Here is a 16,728-nt window from a genome sequence, read left to right as displayed (position 1 = left end):
TCACGGTTCGATTGTTCGGCGTGAAAGGGAATCGCGTTACTCGTCGTCCTGCTCGAGCGCTGCCCCGATCGCCGTCCGCTCTCGACGGAGCGACTCGAGTTCGTCCTCGAGTCTGCCGTCGGCCAGCCGCTCGCGTTCGTCCTCGCTCAGCTGATCGATCGCGACGGCCGCCGTCTGCAGGCGGTCGTAGTCGGGGTCGTAGGTCAGTTCCTGAATCGTCCGGAGGATGGCTATCACGTCCTCGTCGGCGACGCGGGCGACGAACGGGCGGCGCTCGCGGACCTGAAATCGGAGCGTCGCCGCGTCGGCCGGCGGCCACGGGATCGTCAACGGCTCGGCGTCGATGCCGGTGAGGTAGGTCCGTCTGGTCGCCACGTTCCGCTTGAGCGCGTCGGCGTCCTCGACGAGGTGGTCGAGTTTCGATCGCGAGTAGTCGGCGTACTCGAGCAACTCCGGGATCGTGGATTCGCCTGCCGGCGACTCCGAGACGTACGCCCGGAGGTCCTCGGGCGGCCGTTCGAACTCGACTAGCGGGTAGAGGCGGCTGCGCTCGAGCAGCGCGAACACCTCGCGGGCGGAGGCCGAGGCGACGTAGTCGGTAACGGCCTCCCGGACGGCGTCGTTGTACGCCTCGATCGGCTCGCGGAGCCGCTCGACCGGCGCGTCGAGGTCGACGGTCGCCAGCTCGAGCGTTCGCTCCCGATCGGCGATCTCCGCCTCGAGTTCGCGGAGGCGGAGCCGAGCAGCTTTCCGGGCCTCCTCGAGTTCCTCGCGGGCCGCCTCGCGATCCGCGAGGAGTCGGCTGAACGCCTCGGCCGGCTCGAGGGCAGCCTCGGCGCGCTCGAAGTCGTCCTCGCTGAGTCGGCGCTTGTCGATCGCGTCGAGGGCGGCCTCGAACGCGTCGCGTCGGTAGAGGTCGTCCGGAAGTCCGTCGACCAGCGCGGCGAACTGCCCCTCGAGCTGGACGTACGCCGCGAAGTTCTCCCGGCCCGTCCCCGTCGCCCGATCGACGTAGTCATCGAGCAGTTTCGCGGCGTTCCGGTAGGCCTGCGCAGCGGCCTCGACCGTCTGCTCGCCGTGGTCGTCGATCTCCGCCTCGAGGGCGGCGAGACGCTCGCGCGCTCGCTCGAGGCGGGCGACGGGCTCGGGTCGAGCGACGGATTCGCTCATGGCAGGATCACTCGTACACTGCGTCGGGGTCGAAGACGCGCTCGCCGACGTCCTCACCGTCGATCGTCCGGAAGAAACACGACCGGCGACCCGTGTGACAGGCCCCGCCCTCCTGTTCGACGAGGTAGAGCAGCGTGTCTTCGTCGCAGTCGACCCGGACCTCCTCGACGCGCTGGACGTGCCCGCTCGTCCCGCCTTTCTGCCAGAGTTCGTCGCGACTGCGCGAGTAGTAGTGGGCCAGCCCCGTCTCGCGGGTCCGCTCGAGCGCCTCGGGCGAGACGTACGCGAGCATCAGCACCTCGCCCGTCTCGGCGTCCTGGGCGATAGCGGGGACGAGTCCGTCCTCGCCGAAGTCCACCGCAATGCCGTCGTCCATGTACGAGGGGATGACCGTCCGGCGGATAGGTCTTTTGCCACCCGCAAAGGCTTATCCGGCTGTCCGTGGCAGGACTTCCCGACAGCCATGACCGAGTACACCAAGACGAACTACCACGACGTCGACGACACGAACGGCTTGCACTTCCTCCGGGACGAACTGGACTGTGAGAACGTGGGCGTGACCGTCCTCGAGGCCGACCCCGGCTGGGAAGGGAAAGAACACGACCACGAGGAAGAGGGCCACGAGGAGGTCTACCTGCTGATCGAAGGCGAGGCGACTGTCACCATCGAGGACGAGGCGGTCGACCTCGAGGAAGGCGACGCGATCCGGATTCCGCCGGAGGCGACCCACCAGATCCACAACGGCGACGTCGAGAGTCGCTTCGTCCTGATCGGCGCGCCCTGAACGGTCGGACTATCCTTCCGTACCCGTACTACTGCGAATGCTGACGAGCCAATGTATTGAGGAGGAGTTCTTTCTGTCCGCGTCGGAGGCGTTCTGACAGCGCCGTTTTCGAGATGCCGAGTTCCTCGGCGACCGTCGCCAGCGTCGCCTTCCGGGGCTCGTCGAAGTACCCCTTCTCGAGCGCCGTGAGAAGCGCTTCTCGTTGCGCAGTCGTCGTGCCGTACTTACTTTCGAAACCGATGGTACCGTCTACCTGTTCTTCCTCATACAAGTTCAACAACGTAAACTCCCGGTCCCGTTCGAGACTGCCGTCTCGTAACTGGACGACAGCATCGCGCGTTGGAAACCGGGCGAGAAGTTCCTCCCGTTCGGCCGTTGCTGTAAGCCGGATAATCGTGATGTCCTCCTCGACGGAGACGGAGTGGAGCGTTTTGCGCTGCCCTTCTGCTGAAAGCTCCAGCCGATACAGGCGTGCATCCGGCAATTCGGTGAGACAATCGTAGGTGTCGATCTCCGGATCGGCGGTGAGCGCGCGCTCGTACCGCTCGAAGTCGTCGCCCGTCGCCCAGATGATCATCCGCCACGGTTCGTCCTCGAGCGACCGAATGTCCTCGAAGAGCAGTTCCATGTCGGGAACGGCTTCCAGTGCCGCCTGTCCCGGCGGCGGACCGACCTCCGCTCTCCCAATGAGGGCCATACGTACTCGTTCGCGCTTCCAGCAGATGTGCATTTAGTTCCGACTGTGGTGACGCGAGCGTACGGTCGAACAGCCGGCGACGAACGACGTGGAACTGGAGAAAGAAAAACGCCCGAGCGAACCGTCAGACGTTCTGGACCTGCCGGAGCACGTCGGGGGCGTCCTCGAGGGCGTCCTCGAGTGCGTCGACGTCGGGGCCACCACCCTGGGCGAAGTCGGCGGGGCCGCCGCCGCCGCCGCCGACTCTCGCGGCGAGTTCGCCGACGACCTCGCCGGCGTTGACGCCCGCGTCGTCGGGGACGGCGACGACGAACTGGGCACCTGACTCGCCGCTTGCGAGGACGGCGATCTTGCCGTTCTCGGCGAGGGCGTTCGCCGTGGCGCGGAGTTCGTCCATGTCGGTGTCGAGACGCTGGATCACGGCCGTGGCGTCGCCGACGTCGACTTCCTCGCCGCCGCCACCGCCGCTGGCGCGGGCCTCGGCGAGCTGTTCTTTGAGTTCCTCGAGCTGTTTACCGCGATCTTTCCACTCCTCGAAAAAGCGCTCGGCGGTCTCGGGAACCTCGTGCGGGGAGACGTCGAGGATCTCGGCGGCCTCGTAGAGGGCGTCCTCGTCGCGCTGGCTGGCCTCGATGGCGGCCTCGCCGGCAGCGAACGTGATGCGTTCGACGCCGTCCTGGACGCGCTCGGTCGAGAGGATCTTGATCGCGCCGACGTCGCCGGTGCGGGCGACGTGGGTGCCACCGCAGGCCTGGACGTCCTCGTCGACCTGGATGAGCCGGATGTGCGTCCCCGGTGGGATGCCACCCTGGTAGATGTCGAAGCCGTATTCGGCCTCGGCCTCGTTGCGGTGGGGCCACTCCTGGGTGACGGTCGTGTTGTCCATCACGATGGCGTTGGCGATGCGCTCGATCTCTTTGACCTCCTCGCGGGAGATGCGCGCGTAGTGGCGCAGGTCGATCCGCGAGCTGTCGACGCCCTTCTGGGCGCCTGCCTGGCGGATGTGTCCCCCCAGGACCTGCCTGGCGGCGTGAGCGACGACGTGCGTGGCCGTGTGGTGGCGCATCAGCCGGCGCCGTCGGGTGCCGTCGACCTGGCCGTTGACGAACTCGCCTTTGCCAAGCGGTTCGTCGGTCCGGTGGAGGACCACACCCGATTCGATCTGGACGTCGCGGACGTCGACGGTCGTGTCGTCGGTCGCGAGCGTTCCGTGGTCGGCGGGCTGGCCACCGCCTTCGGGGTAGAACATCGTCTGGTCGAGGACGACGTCGTAGCCCTCCTCGCGCTCGAAGACGTCGAGTACGACCGCCTCGAACTGGGTTCGCCTCTGGTCGTCGTAGTACAGTTTCTCGGTCTCCGGCAGGTCCTCGAAGCGTTCGTCGGTTTCCTCCTCTGCCGCCTCGAGTTCGCCGGCCGTGTCGTGGCGGGCCGCGACGAGGCTGTAGAAGTCGTCGGGGACGTCGACGTCGGCACCCACATCGGCGGCGATCTCCTCGACCATATCCGGCTGGAGGCCGTGGCTGTCGTAGAGCTCGATCAGTTCCTGGGTCGGGATCGGCTCGCCGCGTTCTGCGTACTCCTCGGCGATCGCCTCGACCCGGCGGCTGCCGCGTTCGAGCGTCTCGCGATATTTCTCGAGTTCGGTCCGGACGACGTCGCGAATCGTGTCGCGGTTTTCGTACTCGAGACGCTCGGCCTGCATGTCGACCAGTTCGTCGAGCGGGGCGTCGACGCCGACGGTATCACAGAGGCGTTTCGTCCGCCGGAGCACCATTCGCGCGAGGTAGCCCGTCCCGACGTTCGAGGGGACGATGCCGTCGCCGAGCATGTACGCGAGCGTCCGGCAGTGGTCGGCGATGGCGTAGACGTCCTCGAGGGGTTCGACGAGGGCGGTGAGCTCCTGAGTCGAGACGCCGAGTGCGTCGGCGATGTCGCCGCGGGCGGCCTCGACGTCGTCGACGTCGTCGATGTCGAGGTTGCCAGAGAGGCGGGCGGCCCGGCCCACCAGTTCGGCTTCCTCGTCGGTGTGCTCGATGCCCGCGTTCTCCTTGAGGAAGGCGATCATCTCGGGGTAGACCGCCTCGTACACCGTCGGCGTCCCCTGGCTCATCCAGGTCCAGCGCTCGAGCCCGTAGCCCGTGTCGACGATGTAGGTGTCCATGAACGAGTAGCGGTTCCCGTCTTTGAGCTCGTACTCGCCCTCGGGGTCTTGCTCCATACACATGAAAACGAGCGTGGCGAGCTCGAGCCCGCGGTAGATGACCTCGATGGCGGGACCGGCGTTGCCGCCGCCGACCCACGGGTCCTCGATGTAGACGACCTCCTCGATGTCGACCCCCAGCGAGGCGAGCAGTTCGTCGCAGTAGGCAACCGTCTGATCCTTCCAGTAGACCTCGCCCTCGTAGGCGTACTCGTCCTCGGCGTCCTCGCGGACGTTGAACGCGTGGTGGGCCATCATCTCGAAGGCCATCGTGTGTCGACCCGTCTTGCCGACGTTGTCGATGTCCTGCATCCGAATGCAGGGCTGGCTCACTGTCAGGGGGTTCGCCGGCGGGGGCGTCTCGCCGCTCGTCACGAGCGGCTGGAAGTCGTAGATCGACGCCTGGGTCAGCAGGACGTCGTCGCGCCAGCGATTCGCGGCGACGGGATAGGGGTCGATCCGTTCGTGATCTCGGTCCTCGAAAAAAGAGAGGAAGATCTCGCGCATCTCCTCTAAGCTGTACTCCTCATCGAACCCCGGGTTGTCGATAAAGTCGTACTCCTCACACGGCGGCTCCCCGCAGGTCTCCCGGTCGTGGTCGCGCGTCCAGAAGTGTACCCCGCACTTCGGGCACGCCTTCCGCTCGAATCCCTCCTCCCGGAAGTACTCGAGGCGGTACTCTTCCTCCAGGTCACTCATTTGTGTATACCCTTGGCCAGTCGGTCGGTAAAACAGTTCCGCAACGGTCACACCGGAAAATATCGCACCCGATGAGCGTCCGGGCCGGCGAATCGAACCGCCTGTTGTGGCTGGGGCCACGGTCCGTCACGCGACTCGGTCGTCGGGGTCACACCGCCAGTAGCCTTCGCGCTCCTGGACGACGTACGGTCGGTCGGCGAACAGCGACCGAAGTTCGCCGGGAACGTCGCCCTCGAGTCCATCCTCGTGGACCTCGAGGAAGATCGTCGGTCGGTGACGCTCGAGCGTCTCCCGACCGCCCCGGAGGACGGCCGGGGCGGCCCCCTCGACGTCGAGCTTGAGGACGTCGGGTGCCGGGAGCGAGCCGCTCAAGTCATCGAGGCACTGGACAGAGACTGTAACGACCCCGGCGACGGACGCCTCCCAGCGGCTCGCGCTCTCGGGATCGAACGCGGAGAGTTCGGGGTACGTCGAGCGGTAGAACGGCCGCTCACCGGCCTCGTGGCCGAGCCCGCAGGCGTGAACGTCGATCCGGTCCTCGAGGCCGTTCAGTCGGACGTTCGCCCGGAGGCGGTCGACGGTCGAGGGGGCGGGTTCGAACGCGACGACCCGTCGGTCGGGAGCCCCACTCGCGAGCGCGAGTGCGTAGACGCCGACGTTCGCGCCCACGTCGTAGATCACGTCTGCCGGCCCGCAGTGGTCGGCGAGTTCCGCGAGCATCCGGTCGTCGCCGTGTCGGGGGAGGGGCTCGTAACACCGGAACGTGCCGGCCGGCGTTCGGTTGGCCCGGGCGAGCCACTCACGCTCGTAGTTGGCGCGGGTCAGCCGGTGGTAGACCCCGTAGGCGACGCCACGCGCCCGGTAGAACGCTCGCGTCGCGATCCCGACGTCACTCGCCATGTGTCGATCCGAGAGACGACCCCCTCACTGTTGGTCGTTTCGGCGAGTCGGCCGGCGCTCGAGGGCGCGGACGGACCCAACTTCGCCATCGGCTCGAGCCGGCCATAAACCGGATGCTCGAGCGGTCGTGACGGCGTCGGTCGATCAGGAGTCGGGCTCGAGTCGAAATCGCACCGTCCGGGCACCGTCGAACTGCGGCCCGAGGCCCCCTTCCTCGAATCCGAGTTCTCTGGCGGCTTCCATGACGGTGTCGTCACCGAGGGGAACCAACACCTCGACGGCCATCGACTCGCAGTCGGCGAACCGGACGGGTTCGGCGAGCAAGCGTCGGCAGGCCGCCTCGGTGCCGTCGATCTGGGTGACGTGAACCGTTCCCGCCTGCGCGTCGAAGCTGATGAACCCGAGGATGTCCTCCGGACTCGAGCCCCCGTACCGCGTGGCGTCGACGTCCGCGTTCGGATCGTGCGACCCGTCCTCGGCCACGCGCACCGTCCGGTCGTGGACGAGGTTACGCATTACGTCCGTCGGCGCGTCGGCGATCGCCGCCAGCGCGTCGGCGTCGGCCTCGAGTGCATCCCGTACGTTCATTGGCGTGTGTCAATGCCACCCACGAATATAAATCCCGGCCGACGCCGACCTGTAGCGAGAGGCGGCCTCGAGACACCCGTTCGCCGCCGACGGCGCCACCGCAACACGCCGATCGGTAAATTTCCGGAGGGAAGGAACAGTTATCTGCACCCTCAAGTAACGAACCCTCACATGAGTGTATCCACCAGCGCTTCACGCAGCCGTGGGGTGACGTCATGCGCGTCGTAGCGAAGTTCGGCGGGACGAGTCTCGGCAGCGGCGACCGGATCGACCGCGCCGCCGACTCCGTCGCCGCCGCCGTCGAGGACGGTCACGAGATCGCCGTCGTCGCCAGCGCGATGGGCTCGACGACCGACGACCTCCTCGAGGAGATCACCTTCGAGGCCGGTGACCAGGACCGGGCCCAGATCGTCAGCATGGGCGAACGGACGTCGGTCCGGATGCTCAAGGCTGCCCTCTCCGCCCGCGGCGTCGAGGCCCGCTTTCTCGAGCCCGGCAGCGACGACTGGCCCGTCATCACCGACGAACACGGCGAGGTCGACGTCGAGGAGACCAGAACGCGCGCCCTCGAACTCGCCGAGGAGATGGACGAGGTCGTGCCGGTGATCACCGGCTTCCTCGCCGAGGCACACGACGGAACGGTCACGACCCTCGGCCGTGGCGGCTCTGACACCACAGCCGTCATGCTTGGCAAGTACATGGAGGCCGACGAGGTCGTCATCGTCACCGACGTCGAGGGCGTCATGACCGGCGACCCGAACGTCGTCGAAGGCGCGCGCAACGTCGGCGAGATCTCCGTCGACGAACTCCGGAACCTCTCGTTTCGCGGCGCAGAGGTCGTCGCCCCCTCGGCGCTCTCGTACAAAGGCGGCAATCTGGGCGTCCGCGTCGTCCACTACCTGCACGGCGATCTGCTGACCGGCGGGACCAGCATCGAAGGCGAGTTCGAGAGCCTCGTCGATATGCGCGAGCAGCCCCTGGCCTGTCTCACCGTCGCTGGCCGGGCCATCCGCAATCAGCCCGGCGTCTTCCAGTCGCTGTCGGCGGCCCTCGGCGACCACGACGTCAACATCGACGCCGTCGCCAGCGGCGTCGACACCATCACGTTCTACGTCGACGTCGACGAGGCCGAGTTCGCCGAGAACATCCTCCACCGGGAGGTCATCAAGCAAGACGCCCTCTCGAGTGTCACCCTCGACGATCCGCTGGCCGTGGTCCGGGTCACCGGCGGCGAACTGCCCAACCAGCCCGGCGTCATCAGCGAGATCGTCAATCCGCTCGCAGAGGCTCACATCAACGTCCACGACCTCATCACGAGCGCGACCAGCGTCGCCATCTTCGTCGGCTGGGCCGACCGCGAAGAGACGCTCGAGATCGCCCAGGACCTGTTCTAGGACCTGTCGCGGTCGTTTCCAATCGAGTGCTCAGCTCTCGGCAATTCGACCGTGAAGATCGCCCCTTCCGGCTCGTTGTCTTCGACCCACACGCTTCCACCCCACCCCTCGAGGAGCGTGGAAACGAGATAGAGTCCGATACCCGTCCCCTCACTTTCGATCCCTTTCTCACCTTTTCCGAAGATCTCAGCTCGCTGTGCCTCGGGGACACCTGGCCCATTGTCGGCGATCCGTACTTCCACGTGATCGGCACACATCGTCGCCGAGACGGCGACCTCGGCTCTCTCCTTGTCGTTGTGCTGGATGGCGTTTTTTAGTAGATTCCGGAACACTGACTCGAGCAGCTCGTCGGCCAGTACGGTCACGCGGGGAAGCTCCCCGTCGACGGAAACCTCCGCATCCGGAAACGACGTCGCTATTCCCTCGAGTTGCCGTTCGAGGACTCGCCAGAACGCGACGCCTTCTCGGCTACTCTCGGTTTGGAGCATCACTTCGGCCACGTCCCGGGCCGTTTTCGTCAACTCGACGGCGTTGTGTGCGCTCTCGAGGACGGTGTCGAGATACTCCTGCCCCTCCGGATCGACGTACTCCTCGAGGGTCTGGGCGTACGCCAATACGAGTTGCAGGTCGTTTCGAATGTCGTGGCGGACCATCTGGTTGAGCACTTCCAGGTCGTCGCGCTGATCCTCGAGGCGCTGTTCGTACTCCTTGCGTGCCGTAATGTCCTGGATGACGCCGTCGAAGTACGTCTCCCCGTCGACGGTGGACACGATCGCCGAGACCGACCCCCAGAACGTCTCACCCGACAGCGTCTCGAGTTCGAGTTCCGCCTCGGTCACCCGACCGTTCTCCTGGACCGCCTTCGAGAACGCTTCCCGTCGTACTGAATCGACGTACAGCCTGCTGACGGGCTGGTCGAGCAACTCCTCCGCTGAGTCAGCGTCGAACATTTCGACCATCGCGGGATTGATCTCGACGAAGGTCCCGGCCTCGCCGGCGGTGTTCCGGTAGATGCCGACGGGGACGTTCTCGACGAGTTCCTTGTGACGCTCGAGTTCGCGCTCGTACTCGACTCGCGCCGTGATGTCGTGGACGATCGAAAAGAGGAGGGTCCCATCCTCGAGACCAATCGGCGAGGAGTGGACCTCCACCGTCCGCACGTCGCCATCGGCGAGTTCGTGATCGAAGACGAAGTGATTCCGGTCTTCCCGCTCGGCTCGCCGCCTCTCCCTGGCGACTTCTTCGGGGGAGAGACGATTGATCTCTTGAATCTTCTTCTCCGTGAACTGGTCGACCGAGTAGCCGTAGAACTCGGTTGCGGCCTCGTTCGCGTTTCGAATCGCCCCCGTCCCCGGATCGATCAACAACATCGGTGCGCTGTGGCGCTGGAACATCGTCCGGAACCGTTCTTCCCGTCGACGCAGGCCTTCCTCCGCGTTCTTGCGCTCGGTGACGTCGTTGAGAACCGCCATGAACCCCTCGATCTCGCCGCGCTCGTCGAAGACCGGGGCGATAGTCTGGTAGGCCGTATACTGTTCACCGTTTTTGCGGCTGTTGACGATCTCCTCTTCCCAGACCTCGCCGGCTCTGATCGTCTCCCAGAGGGCTTCGTAGTACGGCTCGTCGCGTTCACCGGATTTGAGAATCCGCGGGGTTTCCCCGAGTGTCTCCTCGGCAGGGTAGCCCGTGAGCTTCTCGAACGCGGGATTTACGTACTCGATGACCCCGGCGGGGGACGTCATGTACACCGCGTGGCCGGACGACTCGACGGCCCGCCGAAACCAGGACAGGTCCCGGCCTCGTCGCTCGGCGGCGTCCGCGTCGGCGTTCGACGACCAGCCCCCCAACTTCTCTCCCATATCTGTCTGTTCGTTTCGCCGTTATTAAGCAAACGGAATAGTATCCAAACCCACACATGTTGGGATGCTGTTACGGCTGTGGTCACGAGCGCCCGACTGCGGCCTTTGAGATCCACCCACGACTGAAGATCGTGGGCTTTCTCCCCGAGCCTCTGTAACAATCCGTTCATCGACCGCCGAACTCGCTCGAAACACGCCGCCTCGAGTCCCCGACACCCAGTTTCCCTCAGCAGGATTGAATTCCAACCCACGCGTTCGCGGGGGTATGGTCACCTACAAGGCCCGGATGGTCGAACGAATCTCCCTCCCCTCTCGAGAGTACCGCGAACGCGCCCTCGAGCAGGCCGGCTACAACGTCTTCAACCTCGCCTCCGAGGACGTCTTCGTCGACCTGCTGACCGACAGCGGGACGGGGACGATGAGCGAAGCCCAGTGGGCCGCACTGGTCCGCGGCGACGAGGCCTACGCCGGCTCGTCGAGTTTCGACGCGCTCGAGTCGGCCGTCGCGGACGTGATGGGCTTTTCCCACGTCGTCCCCGCCCACCAGGGCCGCGGCGCCGAGAACGTCCTCTACGGCAGCCTGCTCGAGGAAGGCGACGTCGTCCTCAACAACACCCACTTCGACACCACACGGGCGCACGTCGCGAACCAGGGTGCCGATCCCGTCGACTGCCCGGTCGAGGAGGCTCGCGATCCGGACTCGCCCGCCCCGTTCAAGGGAGACTTCTCGCTCGAGCGCGCCCGGGCGGTCGTCGAGGAGGTCGGCCGCGAGCGCGTCCCGGTCGTGGTCCAGACGATCACGAACAACTCGGCGGCCGGCCAGCCGGTGAGCGTCGAGAACACCCGTCAGGTGCGGGCGTTCGCCGACGAGATCGGCGCGACGTTCGTGATCGACGCCTGCCGGTTCGCGGAGAACGCCGCCTTCGTCCGCGAGCGCGAGGCCGACTACGCCGACGCGTCGGTTGCCGAGATCGCCCGCGAGCAACTGGGCTACGCCGACGCGCTGGTGATGAGCGGAAAGAAAGACGGCCTCGCGAACGCCGGCGGCTTCGTCGCCACGAACGACGACCTCATCTACGAGCAGTGCAAGCAGCGGGCCATCCTCTACGAGGGCTTTCCCACCTACGGCGGGATGGCCGGCCGCGACCTGGCGGCGCTGGCCGTCGGCCTCCGGGAGGCCGTCGAAGATGCCTACGTCGAGGACCGACTCGAGCAGGTTCGCCTGCTGGGCGACCTGCTCGTCGACGCTGGGATGCCGATCTACGAGCCGACCGGCGGCCACGCGGTCTACCTCGACGCCGAAGCCGTCTTCCCACAGCTCCCCGCCGAGCAGTTCCCCGGCCAGGCGCTCGTCTGTGAACTCTACCGCGAAGGCGGCGTCCGGGGCGTCGAGCTCGGGAGCTTCGCGTTCCCCGGCACCGACCGCCCGGAGCTCGTCCGGCTCGCACTCCCGCGTCGGACCTACGGCCGCGAACACTTCGAACACGTCGCCGATACCGCCACTGCCGTCCTCGAGAAGCGCGAGACGGTGTCGGGACTGCGGATCGAAACCGAGCCCGAAATTCCCGAGCTCCGCCACTTCACCGCCGAACTCGAGCCGGTTCGATCCTGAATCAGCGCTCGAGCTCCTCTTCGAAGAAGACGGCCCGCTCGTCCCCGTCCACCCAGGCATCGTGCCCCGGCGGAATCAGGGCGACGTCGCCCGCTGAAAGCGTTTCACGGGCACCGTCGTCCATCTCGACGGTCATCCGACCGGCTACCACGTACAGCCGGTGTGGAACTGGACACGTCTCAGTTCCCAGGGCAGGAGCGTTATCCCTGGAAAACAGCCATCCCGGCTCTACTGTCGTCAGCCAGAACGTCCGCCCGTCGAGCTGGACCCGTTCGCTTCGACCATTTTCGAACGAAACCGTCTCGTCCGGGGTCTCGAACGATTTCACCATTAGCTCGCCCACCATGACGTATGCTAGAACAGCACGTGTCCGAATAACGGTTTCTGAGCCAGGGGTGACGGAAACGCGAGAACGCGACGGGGTTCGACGTCGAACGGTCGGTGACCGCCGCAGCGAACGTCACTCCTCGACTGGCGTCTTGACGACCGTCACCGGCCGCGAGGAGAGGCGGACAACGCGCTCGGTGACGCTGCCGAGCAGTCGTCGGTACTCGCCCGGCCGATCCTTCGATCCCATCACGATCAGGTCGACGTCCTCCTCGTCGGCGTAGGCGATGATCGCCTCGTGTGGCCCACCGTGGCGGATCGCCGTCGTGACCTCGAGGCCCGCCTCCCCAGCCCGTTCGGTGACGGCCTCGAGCGCCTCGTCGCCCTCCTGCTCGAGGGCGGACTCGAGGCCCTCGAGTTCGTGGACGTACTCGTCGCCGGCGTAGGAGGCGTAGACGTCGCTGTCGACGACGTAGAGCGCGTACAGGTCGGCGTCGTGTGCTGCGGCGAGCTCGATCGCGTGGTCGGTCGCCCGTTCGGCGCCCGTTCCCGCGTCCGTCGGGAGGAGGATTCGGTCGTACATCAGCGGGACATACGCGACGGACGACAATAATGGTAGTCCTGGCCCCGATCACGGGCGGGTCGGGACGCTCGTGGCGACTCACCCCGAGTCGTCGCGTGGGGCGTCTGGGGCATCCGAGGAATCGACAGCCGATGGCGTCCGGTCGTCGGCAGGCGACGTCCCGTCTGCAGTCGGTGGCGTCCCGTCGGCGGTCGAAGCGGGATCGGCAGCCGACAGCCGGTCGTCGAAGCGGTGTTCGGTCCCGTCGTCCAGGAAGCTGAGTTCCCGCTGGGGGAACGGAATCGTGATCCCGGCCTCGTCGAAGGCGTCGTAGACGCCGCGGTTGATCTGATCGACCGCGCGCTTTTCGACCAGCGGGTGGTTGATGTACAGCCGGAGCTCGAACACCAGCGCCGAGTCGCCGAACTCCGAAAAGAGCAGCTTCGGCGCCGGCGAGTCGCGGACGAGCGGGCACTCCCTGGCGACCTCGATGACGAGTTCCTCGACCTCGTGATAGTCGGTGCCGTAGGCGGCTGTGATCGGAATTCGCAGGCGCATGTGGCGCTGTGGAGCGCTCTCGTTGACGACCTGCGTGGAGTTCAACACGGCGTTCGGCACGGTCACGAGCAGGTTGTCTTCGGTCAACACCGTCGTACTCCGGATGCCGACGTCGGTGACCGTCCCGCGCATCTCGTCGTCGATCCGGATCACGTCGCCGATCTTGTACGTGTTGTCGAAGTAGAGGGCGACGCCGCCGATCAGGTTGCCGATGGCGTCCTGGGCGGCGAAGCCGAGAACGATACCGAGGATGCCGGCCGAGGCGAGAAACGGCGTGAGCTCGAGCTCCCAGATCGAGACCACCAGCAACCCGGCGCCGACGACGATGGCGATCGTCCAGAGGTTCTTGAAGATCGGGGCGAACTCGTACTCGACGCCCGTCTCGTTGACGTACTCGATCCAGCGGCCGCCGATCCGGACCGACGCCCGCGCCCAGAGCACCACCAGCGCGGTCGAGACGACGCCGACGAGGACGGCACTCGACTCGACCAGGTCGAGGACGACCAGGTCGATGACGACCAGACTGAGATACACCCCGAACAGCGCGATGGTGGCCGCCAACGGGGCGTGGATCTCCTCGAACACCGCCCGCCCGAACGACGTGGTCGCCCGCTCCTCGGAGCCCGCCAGCCGTCGACGACTCCACCACTGAACGAGTCGAGCCAGCAGGTACGAGCCGACGAGAATAACCGGGACCGCAAGCCACGACCGGCCGCCGGTGGCCGACTCGAGCCACGCGGCGAGCGCCTCCGACCGGGCGGTCGAGCCGAGCGTCGCGAGCACCGTCAGGACGAGGTCGTAACTCGACCACGGGAACGAGCCCGTCTCGGCGGGCGTGAGCGGGAAGCTCATCGAGACACGGCTGCCCGGTAATCGATCGACTACCTTAACTGTTCGCCGACAACTCGACGTGCGTTATCCCGCGTCGTCTCGGCGTGACGTTCCGGTACCGGAACGCTAACCCCGCTGCCGTTCCCACGTCCGCCGATGACCGTCGGTCCGCGTTCGGGGGACATGCCGTGACGAGCGCCCCGCTCGAGGTCGTCGTGCTCGCGCTCGTGCCGGCGGTGTTCTGGGGATTCGCCCCCATCTTCGACAAGCGAGGGATGGCCGCTGGCGGCGACTCGGTCCAGGCCTCGCTGGTGGTCGTGCTCGTCGAACTCGTCATCTACTGGACCACCATCGTGCTGTTCTATCGGGGCGGTGCGTTCACCGGCCTCACGACCGAAGTGTTGCTCGTCTTCGTCTTCGCGGGCGTGATCGGGACGGCGCTAGGGAGAATCACCATCTTCGTCGGCGTCGACCGTGTGGGCGCAAGCCTCAACAGCGCCATCCTGAGCACGCGGCCGCTGTTCGCGACCGTCATCGCGCTGGCCGCTCTCGGCGAACCCCTCGGCCCCGTGACGGCCGTCGGGATCGTGATCCTCGTGTTCGGCCTCTCGGTCCTCGCGCTCTCTCGCGGCGGCGACCTCGAGGGCTGGACCGTCCGTGACCTGCTGTGGCCGATCGCCGCCGCCGCGACGTTCGCCGTCGCCAACGTCGCCCGCCGATACGGCATGCTCGAGACACCGATCACCGCGCTCGAGGCGGTGACGATCAACGAGACCGCCGGGCTCATCGCCCTCCTCGCGTACGTGCTCGCCCGGGGCCGGACGCGAGAGATGGTCTCGATGCCCCGGGAGACGTACGTCTACTTCCTCGGTAGCGGCCTGCTGACGACCGTCGCGATGCTCTCGCTGATGGCCGCGCTCGGACTCGAGGAGGGACGCATCGCCATCGTCGATCCCCTCGTGGCGACGGCGCCCTTCTTCACGATCCTCTTCGCGGCCGTGTTGCTCCGCGACCTCGAGCGCGTGACTCGAGGGGTGGTCGTCGGGGCGACGCTGATCGTCGTCGGGGCGGTGTTGATCACGATCTGAGGGCACCGAGACGCCGGAACGCTGGATCGATCCGCGATGGGGTATGTGCGTCTGGTCAGGAGCCGTTCACCGTCACGCTGGACCGGGACGATCCGAGAGCCTGAACGGTCTCCAGCTGGATCTTGTGGCCGAGCAAGCGGAACAGCCACCCGACGGTCAGCGCCTCGTCGGTCACGACGAGCGCCCTCCGGGCCCGAGGAGTCGGTTTCGGCCACTCCCCAGGTGCTTCACGATTACCACCATCCGAACGCGGGTCGCGACGACCCGCGGAAATTGACAGTGTGACAACAGCAACGCCGTGCTGAGAACAGTTATTCACAATCCACTACAACTCTGGCTGTTCGATCACCACTCTCCCCGGAACCCGTCGATGGAACGCAGCCGAGTGTGGGCCTATCCGACGAGTCACGGGGAAACGACGACGGTACGAACACTGACGACACGATATTCATGCACGACACAAAAAACGGAGAGACGGCAGGCGATGGTTCGCCGTCGCTACAGCAGTTGATCGACCACGAGGGAACCACGTTTTCGGTCGCGAATGCGGACACGCGGCTGGAACTCGAGTCCGTCGACACGTCCTGGGACGTCACCGAGGGGTGGGAGCGGTTCACGCTGGTGTTCGACGCCGACGAGGGAACGGCGCTGGAACAGGACACCTACCGCCTCGAAGGTGGTGGACTCGACCCGTTCGACGTGACACTGGGCCCTGCGGCGACGCTCGATCCGGACGCGACGCGCTACGAGGCGGTGTTCAATCGTCGCACGCCCGACCGTGACGCCGCTGACCTGCTCGGGAGTTCACAGGAAGCCTCGCCCGACGGTGGGGACGTGGACGGTCCGAACTCGACGGACGACGCGAGCGGTCTCGGAATCGGCATGGAGCCGTACCTCGGGACCGTTGGGATGTTCGCGGGGAATTTCGCGCCACAGGGATACATGATCTGCAACGGTACGACGTTACAGGTCTCTCAGAATCAGGCGCTGTTTTCGCTCCTCGGGACGACCTACGGCGGGAACGGACAGACGACGTTCGAGATTCCAGACCTTCGGGGTCGCACGCCGATCGGGGTGGGTCATGGAGGCGGTCTCACTCCCCGGCAACTCGGAGATTCGGGTGGCGAAGAGAAAGTCGTGCTGGAGCAGAACCAGATGCCCCATCACACACACGAGCTGAAAGCGAACCTGCCCGTGAGTCGGCAAGGAGCCGATGAGCAGTCGCCGGTGGGGAACGCACTCGCACGAGTTTCAGGTGATGCCGACATCTACACGGGCAGCGGGGCGAATGCAACGATGGACGTCGACGGCACGATCCATCCGACGGGAGCTGGAATGCCCCACCAGAACATGTCGCCGTTCCTGGCGCTGAACTACGTTATCGCGATACAGGGCATCTACCCGCAGAGACCCTGACCGGCAGTCCACGGAGATCCCCGGTTTTGGTCGTCGGTAGCTA

15 protein-coding genes are annotated in these 16,728 nt (G+C 66.2%); 5 read left to right on the top strand and 10 right to left on the bottom strand.

All coding sequences use genetic code 11. The features are described 5' to 3' along the window. Nucleotides 1–36: 36 nt before the first annotated feature. Together NMQ09_RS02125 and hisI are read right to left on the bottom strand one after the other, a co-directional pair. A complete protein-coding gene (locus NMQ09_RS02125; RefSeq protein WP_255192807.1) occupies nucleotides 37–1,170 on the bottom strand; it encodes a DUF7118 family protein in 1,134 nt (377 codons plus the stop codon). A 7-nt stretch (nucleotides 1,171–1,177) separates the two neighbouring features. Beyond that, complete coding sequence (hisI, locus tag NMQ09_RS02120) at nucleotides 1,178–1,546, bottom strand: phosphoribosyl-AMP cyclohydrolase (protein ID WP_255192806.1); 369 nt, start codon at nucleotides 1,544–1,546, stop codon at nucleotides 1,178–1,180. An 87-nt stretch (nucleotides 1,547–1,633) separates the two neighbouring features. Between hisI and NMQ09_RS02115 the strand changes: the two genes are divergently transcribed. Beyond that, nucleotides 1,634–1,954, top strand: a complete 321-nt coding sequence (locus tag NMQ09_RS02115) for a cupin domain-containing protein (RefSeq protein WP_255192805.1) — start codon at nucleotides 1,634–1,636, stop codon at nucleotides 1,952–1,954. A 28-nt stretch (nucleotides 1,955–1,982) separates the two neighbouring features. Here the strand turns inward: NMQ09_RS02115 and NMQ09_RS02110 are convergent, their stop codons facing one another. The 4 genes from NMQ09_RS02110 to NMQ09_RS02095 all read right to left on the bottom strand — a co-directional run bounded on the left by NMQ09_RS02110 (nucleotide 1,983) and on the right by NMQ09_RS02095 (nucleotide 7,038). Further along, the gene (locus NMQ09_RS02110; RefSeq protein ID WP_255192804.1) at nucleotides 1,983–2,651 is read right to left on the bottom strand and encodes a helix-turn-helix domain-containing protein; all 669 of its coding nucleotides are present in this window, start codon (nucleotides 2,649–2,651) and stop codon (nucleotides 1,983–1,985) included. Nucleotides 2,652–2,775: 124 nt separating this feature from the next. Continuing rightward, complete coding sequence (alaS, locus tag NMQ09_RS02105; protein WP_255192803.1) at nucleotides 2,776–5,550, bottom strand: alanine--tRNA ligase; 2,775 nt, start codon at nucleotides 5,548–5,550, stop codon at nucleotides 2,776–2,778. A gap of 126 nt (nucleotides 5,551–5,676) precedes the next feature. Beyond that, nucleotides 5,677–6,450 (bottom strand): FkbM family methyltransferase, encoded by a 774-nt coding sequence (locus NMQ09_RS02100; protein WP_255192802.1) that lies wholly within the window; start codon nucleotides 6,448–6,450, stop codon nucleotides 5,677–5,679. A gap of 144 nt (nucleotides 6,451–6,594) precedes the next feature. Further along, nucleotides 6,595–7,038 carry a hypothetical protein gene (locus tag NMQ09_RS02095; protein WP_255192801.1) on the bottom strand — a complete coding sequence of 148 codons (444 nt, stop codon included), beginning with the start codon at nucleotides 7,036–7,038 and terminating at the stop codon, nucleotides 6,595–6,597. A 215-nt stretch (nucleotides 7,039–7,253) separates the two neighbouring features. On the opposite strand from NMQ09_RS02095, the gene NMQ09_RS02090 reads away from it, so the two are divergent. After that, nucleotides 7,254–8,432 carry an aspartate kinase gene (locus NMQ09_RS02090; protein WP_255192800.1) on the top strand — a complete coding sequence of 393 codons (1,179 nt, stop codon included), beginning with the start codon at nucleotides 7,254–7,256 and terminating at the stop codon, nucleotides 8,430–8,432. Here NMQ09_RS02090 and NMQ09_RS02085 read toward each other — a convergent pair. Beyond that, nucleotides 8,429–10,291 (bottom strand): PAS domain-containing sensor histidine kinase, encoded by a 1,863-nt coding sequence (locus NMQ09_RS02085; protein WP_255192799.1) that lies wholly within the window; start codon nucleotides 10,289–10,291, stop codon nucleotides 8,429–8,431. The two genes, NMQ09_RS02090 and NMQ09_RS02085, sit on opposite strands and share 4 nt — an antisense overlap. A gap of 265 nt (nucleotides 10,292–10,556) precedes the next feature. On the opposite strand from NMQ09_RS02085, the gene NMQ09_RS02080 reads away from it, so the two are divergent. Next, nucleotides 10,557–11,903: a tryptophanase gene (locus NMQ09_RS02080; protein ID WP_255192798.1), complete on the top strand. Its 1,347-nt coding sequence runs from the start codon at nucleotides 10,557–10,559 to the stop codon at nucleotides 11,901–11,903. A 1-nt stretch (nucleotide 11,904) separates the two neighbouring features. On the opposite strand, the gene NMQ09_RS02075 is transcribed toward NMQ09_RS02080, so the two are convergent. The 3 genes from NMQ09_RS02075 to NMQ09_RS02065 all read right to left on the bottom strand — a co-directional run bounded on the left by NMQ09_RS02075 (nucleotide 11,905) and on the right by NMQ09_RS02065 (nucleotide 14,202). Continuing rightward, on the bottom strand, nucleotides 11,905–12,249 hold the full coding sequence (locus tag NMQ09_RS02075; RefSeq protein ID WP_255192797.1) for a cupin domain-containing protein: 345 nt from the start codon (nucleotides 12,247–12,249) through the stop codon (nucleotides 11,905–11,907). A gap of 114 nt (nucleotides 12,250–12,363) precedes the next feature. Beyond that, entirely contained in the window at nucleotides 12,364–12,813 is a 450-nt protein-coding gene (locus tag NMQ09_RS02070; RefSeq protein ID WP_255192796.1) for a universal stress protein, read from the bottom strand. Nucleotides 12,814–12,891: 78 nt separating this feature from the next. Next, the gene (locus NMQ09_RS02065; RefSeq protein ID WP_255192795.1) at nucleotides 12,892–14,202 is read right to left on the bottom strand and encodes a mechanosensitive ion channel family protein; all 1,311 of its coding nucleotides are present in this window, start codon (nucleotides 14,200–14,202) and stop codon (nucleotides 12,892–12,894) included. Between the two features lie 167 nt (nucleotides 14,203–14,369). On the opposite strand from NMQ09_RS02065, the gene NMQ09_RS02060 reads away from it, so the two are divergent. Together NMQ09_RS02060 and NMQ09_RS02055 are read left to right on the top strand one after the other, a co-directional pair. Then, a complete protein-coding gene (locus tag NMQ09_RS02060; RefSeq protein ID WP_255192794.1) occupies nucleotides 14,370–15,269 on the top strand; it encodes an EamA family transporter in 900 nt (299 codons plus the stop codon). Nucleotides 15,270–15,719: 450 nt separating this feature from the next. Continuing rightward, the gene (locus NMQ09_RS02055) at nucleotides 15,720–16,685 is read left to right on the top strand and encodes a phage tail protein (protein ID WP_255192793.1); all 966 of its coding nucleotides are present in this window, start codon (nucleotides 15,720–15,722) and stop codon (nucleotides 16,683–16,685) included. Nucleotides 16,686–16,728: the final 43 nt, after the last annotated feature.

Source organism: Natronobeatus ordinarius, from assembly GCF_024362485.1.
In the GTDB taxonomy this organism is placed as follows: Archaea; Halobacteriota; Halobacteria; order Halobacteriales; family Natrialbaceae; genus Natronobeatus; species Natronobeatus ordinarius.
The sequence above is the reverse complement of the archived record's forward strand: the minus strand, read 5'-3'. Positions and strand labels throughout refer to the sequence as shown.

What these genes read in the sequence shown, in the direction of transcription:
- NMQ09_RS02125 (WP_255192807.1), bottom strand. Translation starts at nt 1,170, where the DNA reads ATGAGCGAATCCGTCGCTCGACCCGAGCCCGTCGCCCGCCTCGAGCGA.
- hisI (WP_255192806.1), bottom strand. Translation starts at nt 1,546, where the DNA reads ATGGACGACGGCATTGCGGTGGACTTCGGCGAGGACGGACTCGTCCCC.
- NMQ09_RS02115 (WP_255192805.1), top strand. Translation starts at nt 1,634, where the DNA reads ATGACCGAGTACACCAAGACGAACTACCACGACGTCGACGACACGAAC.
- NMQ09_RS02110 (WP_255192804.1), bottom strand. Translation starts at nt 2,651, where the DNA reads ATGGCCCTCATTGGGAGAGCGGAGGTCGGTCCGCCGCCGGGACAGGCG.
- alaS (WP_255192803.1), bottom strand. Translation starts at nt 5,550, where the DNA reads ATGAGTGACCTGGAGGAAGAGTACCGCCTCGAGTACTTCCGGGAGGAG.
- NMQ09_RS02100 (WP_255192802.1), bottom strand. Translation starts at nt 6,450, where the DNA reads ATGGCGAGTGACGTCGGGATCGCGACGCGAGCGTTCTACCGGGCGCGT.
- NMQ09_RS02095 (WP_255192801.1), bottom strand. Translation starts at nt 7,038, where the DNA reads ATGAACGTACGGGATGCACTCGAGGCCGACGCCGACGCGCTGGCGGCG.
- NMQ09_RS02090 (WP_255192800.1), top strand. Translation starts at nt 7,254, where the DNA reads ATGCGCGTCGTAGCGAAGTTCGGCGGGACGAGTCTCGGCAGCGGCGAC.
- NMQ09_RS02085 (WP_255192799.1), bottom strand. Translation starts at nt 10,291, where the DNA reads ATGGGAGAGAAGTTGGGGGGCTGGTCGTCGAACGCCGACGCGGACGCC.
- NMQ09_RS02080 (WP_255192798.1), top strand. Translation starts at nt 10,557, where the DNA reads ATGGTCACCTACAAGGCCCGGATGGTCGAACGAATCTCCCTCCCCTCT.
- NMQ09_RS02075 (WP_255192797.1), bottom strand. Translation starts at nt 12,249, where the DNA reads ATGGTGGGCGAGCTAATGGTGAAATCGTTCGAGACCCCGGACGAGACG.
- NMQ09_RS02070 (WP_255192796.1), bottom strand. Translation starts at nt 12,813, where the DNA reads ATGTACGACCGAATCCTCCTCCCGACGGACGCGGGAACGGGCGCCGAA.
- NMQ09_RS02065 (WP_255192795.1), bottom strand. Translation starts at nt 14,202, where the DNA reads ATGAGCTTCCCGCTCACGCCCGCCGAGACGGGCTCGTTCCCGTGGTCG.
- NMQ09_RS02055 (WP_255192793.1), top strand. Translation starts at nt 15,720, where the DNA reads ATGCACGACACAAAAAACGGAGAGACGGCAGGCGATGGTTCGCCGTCG.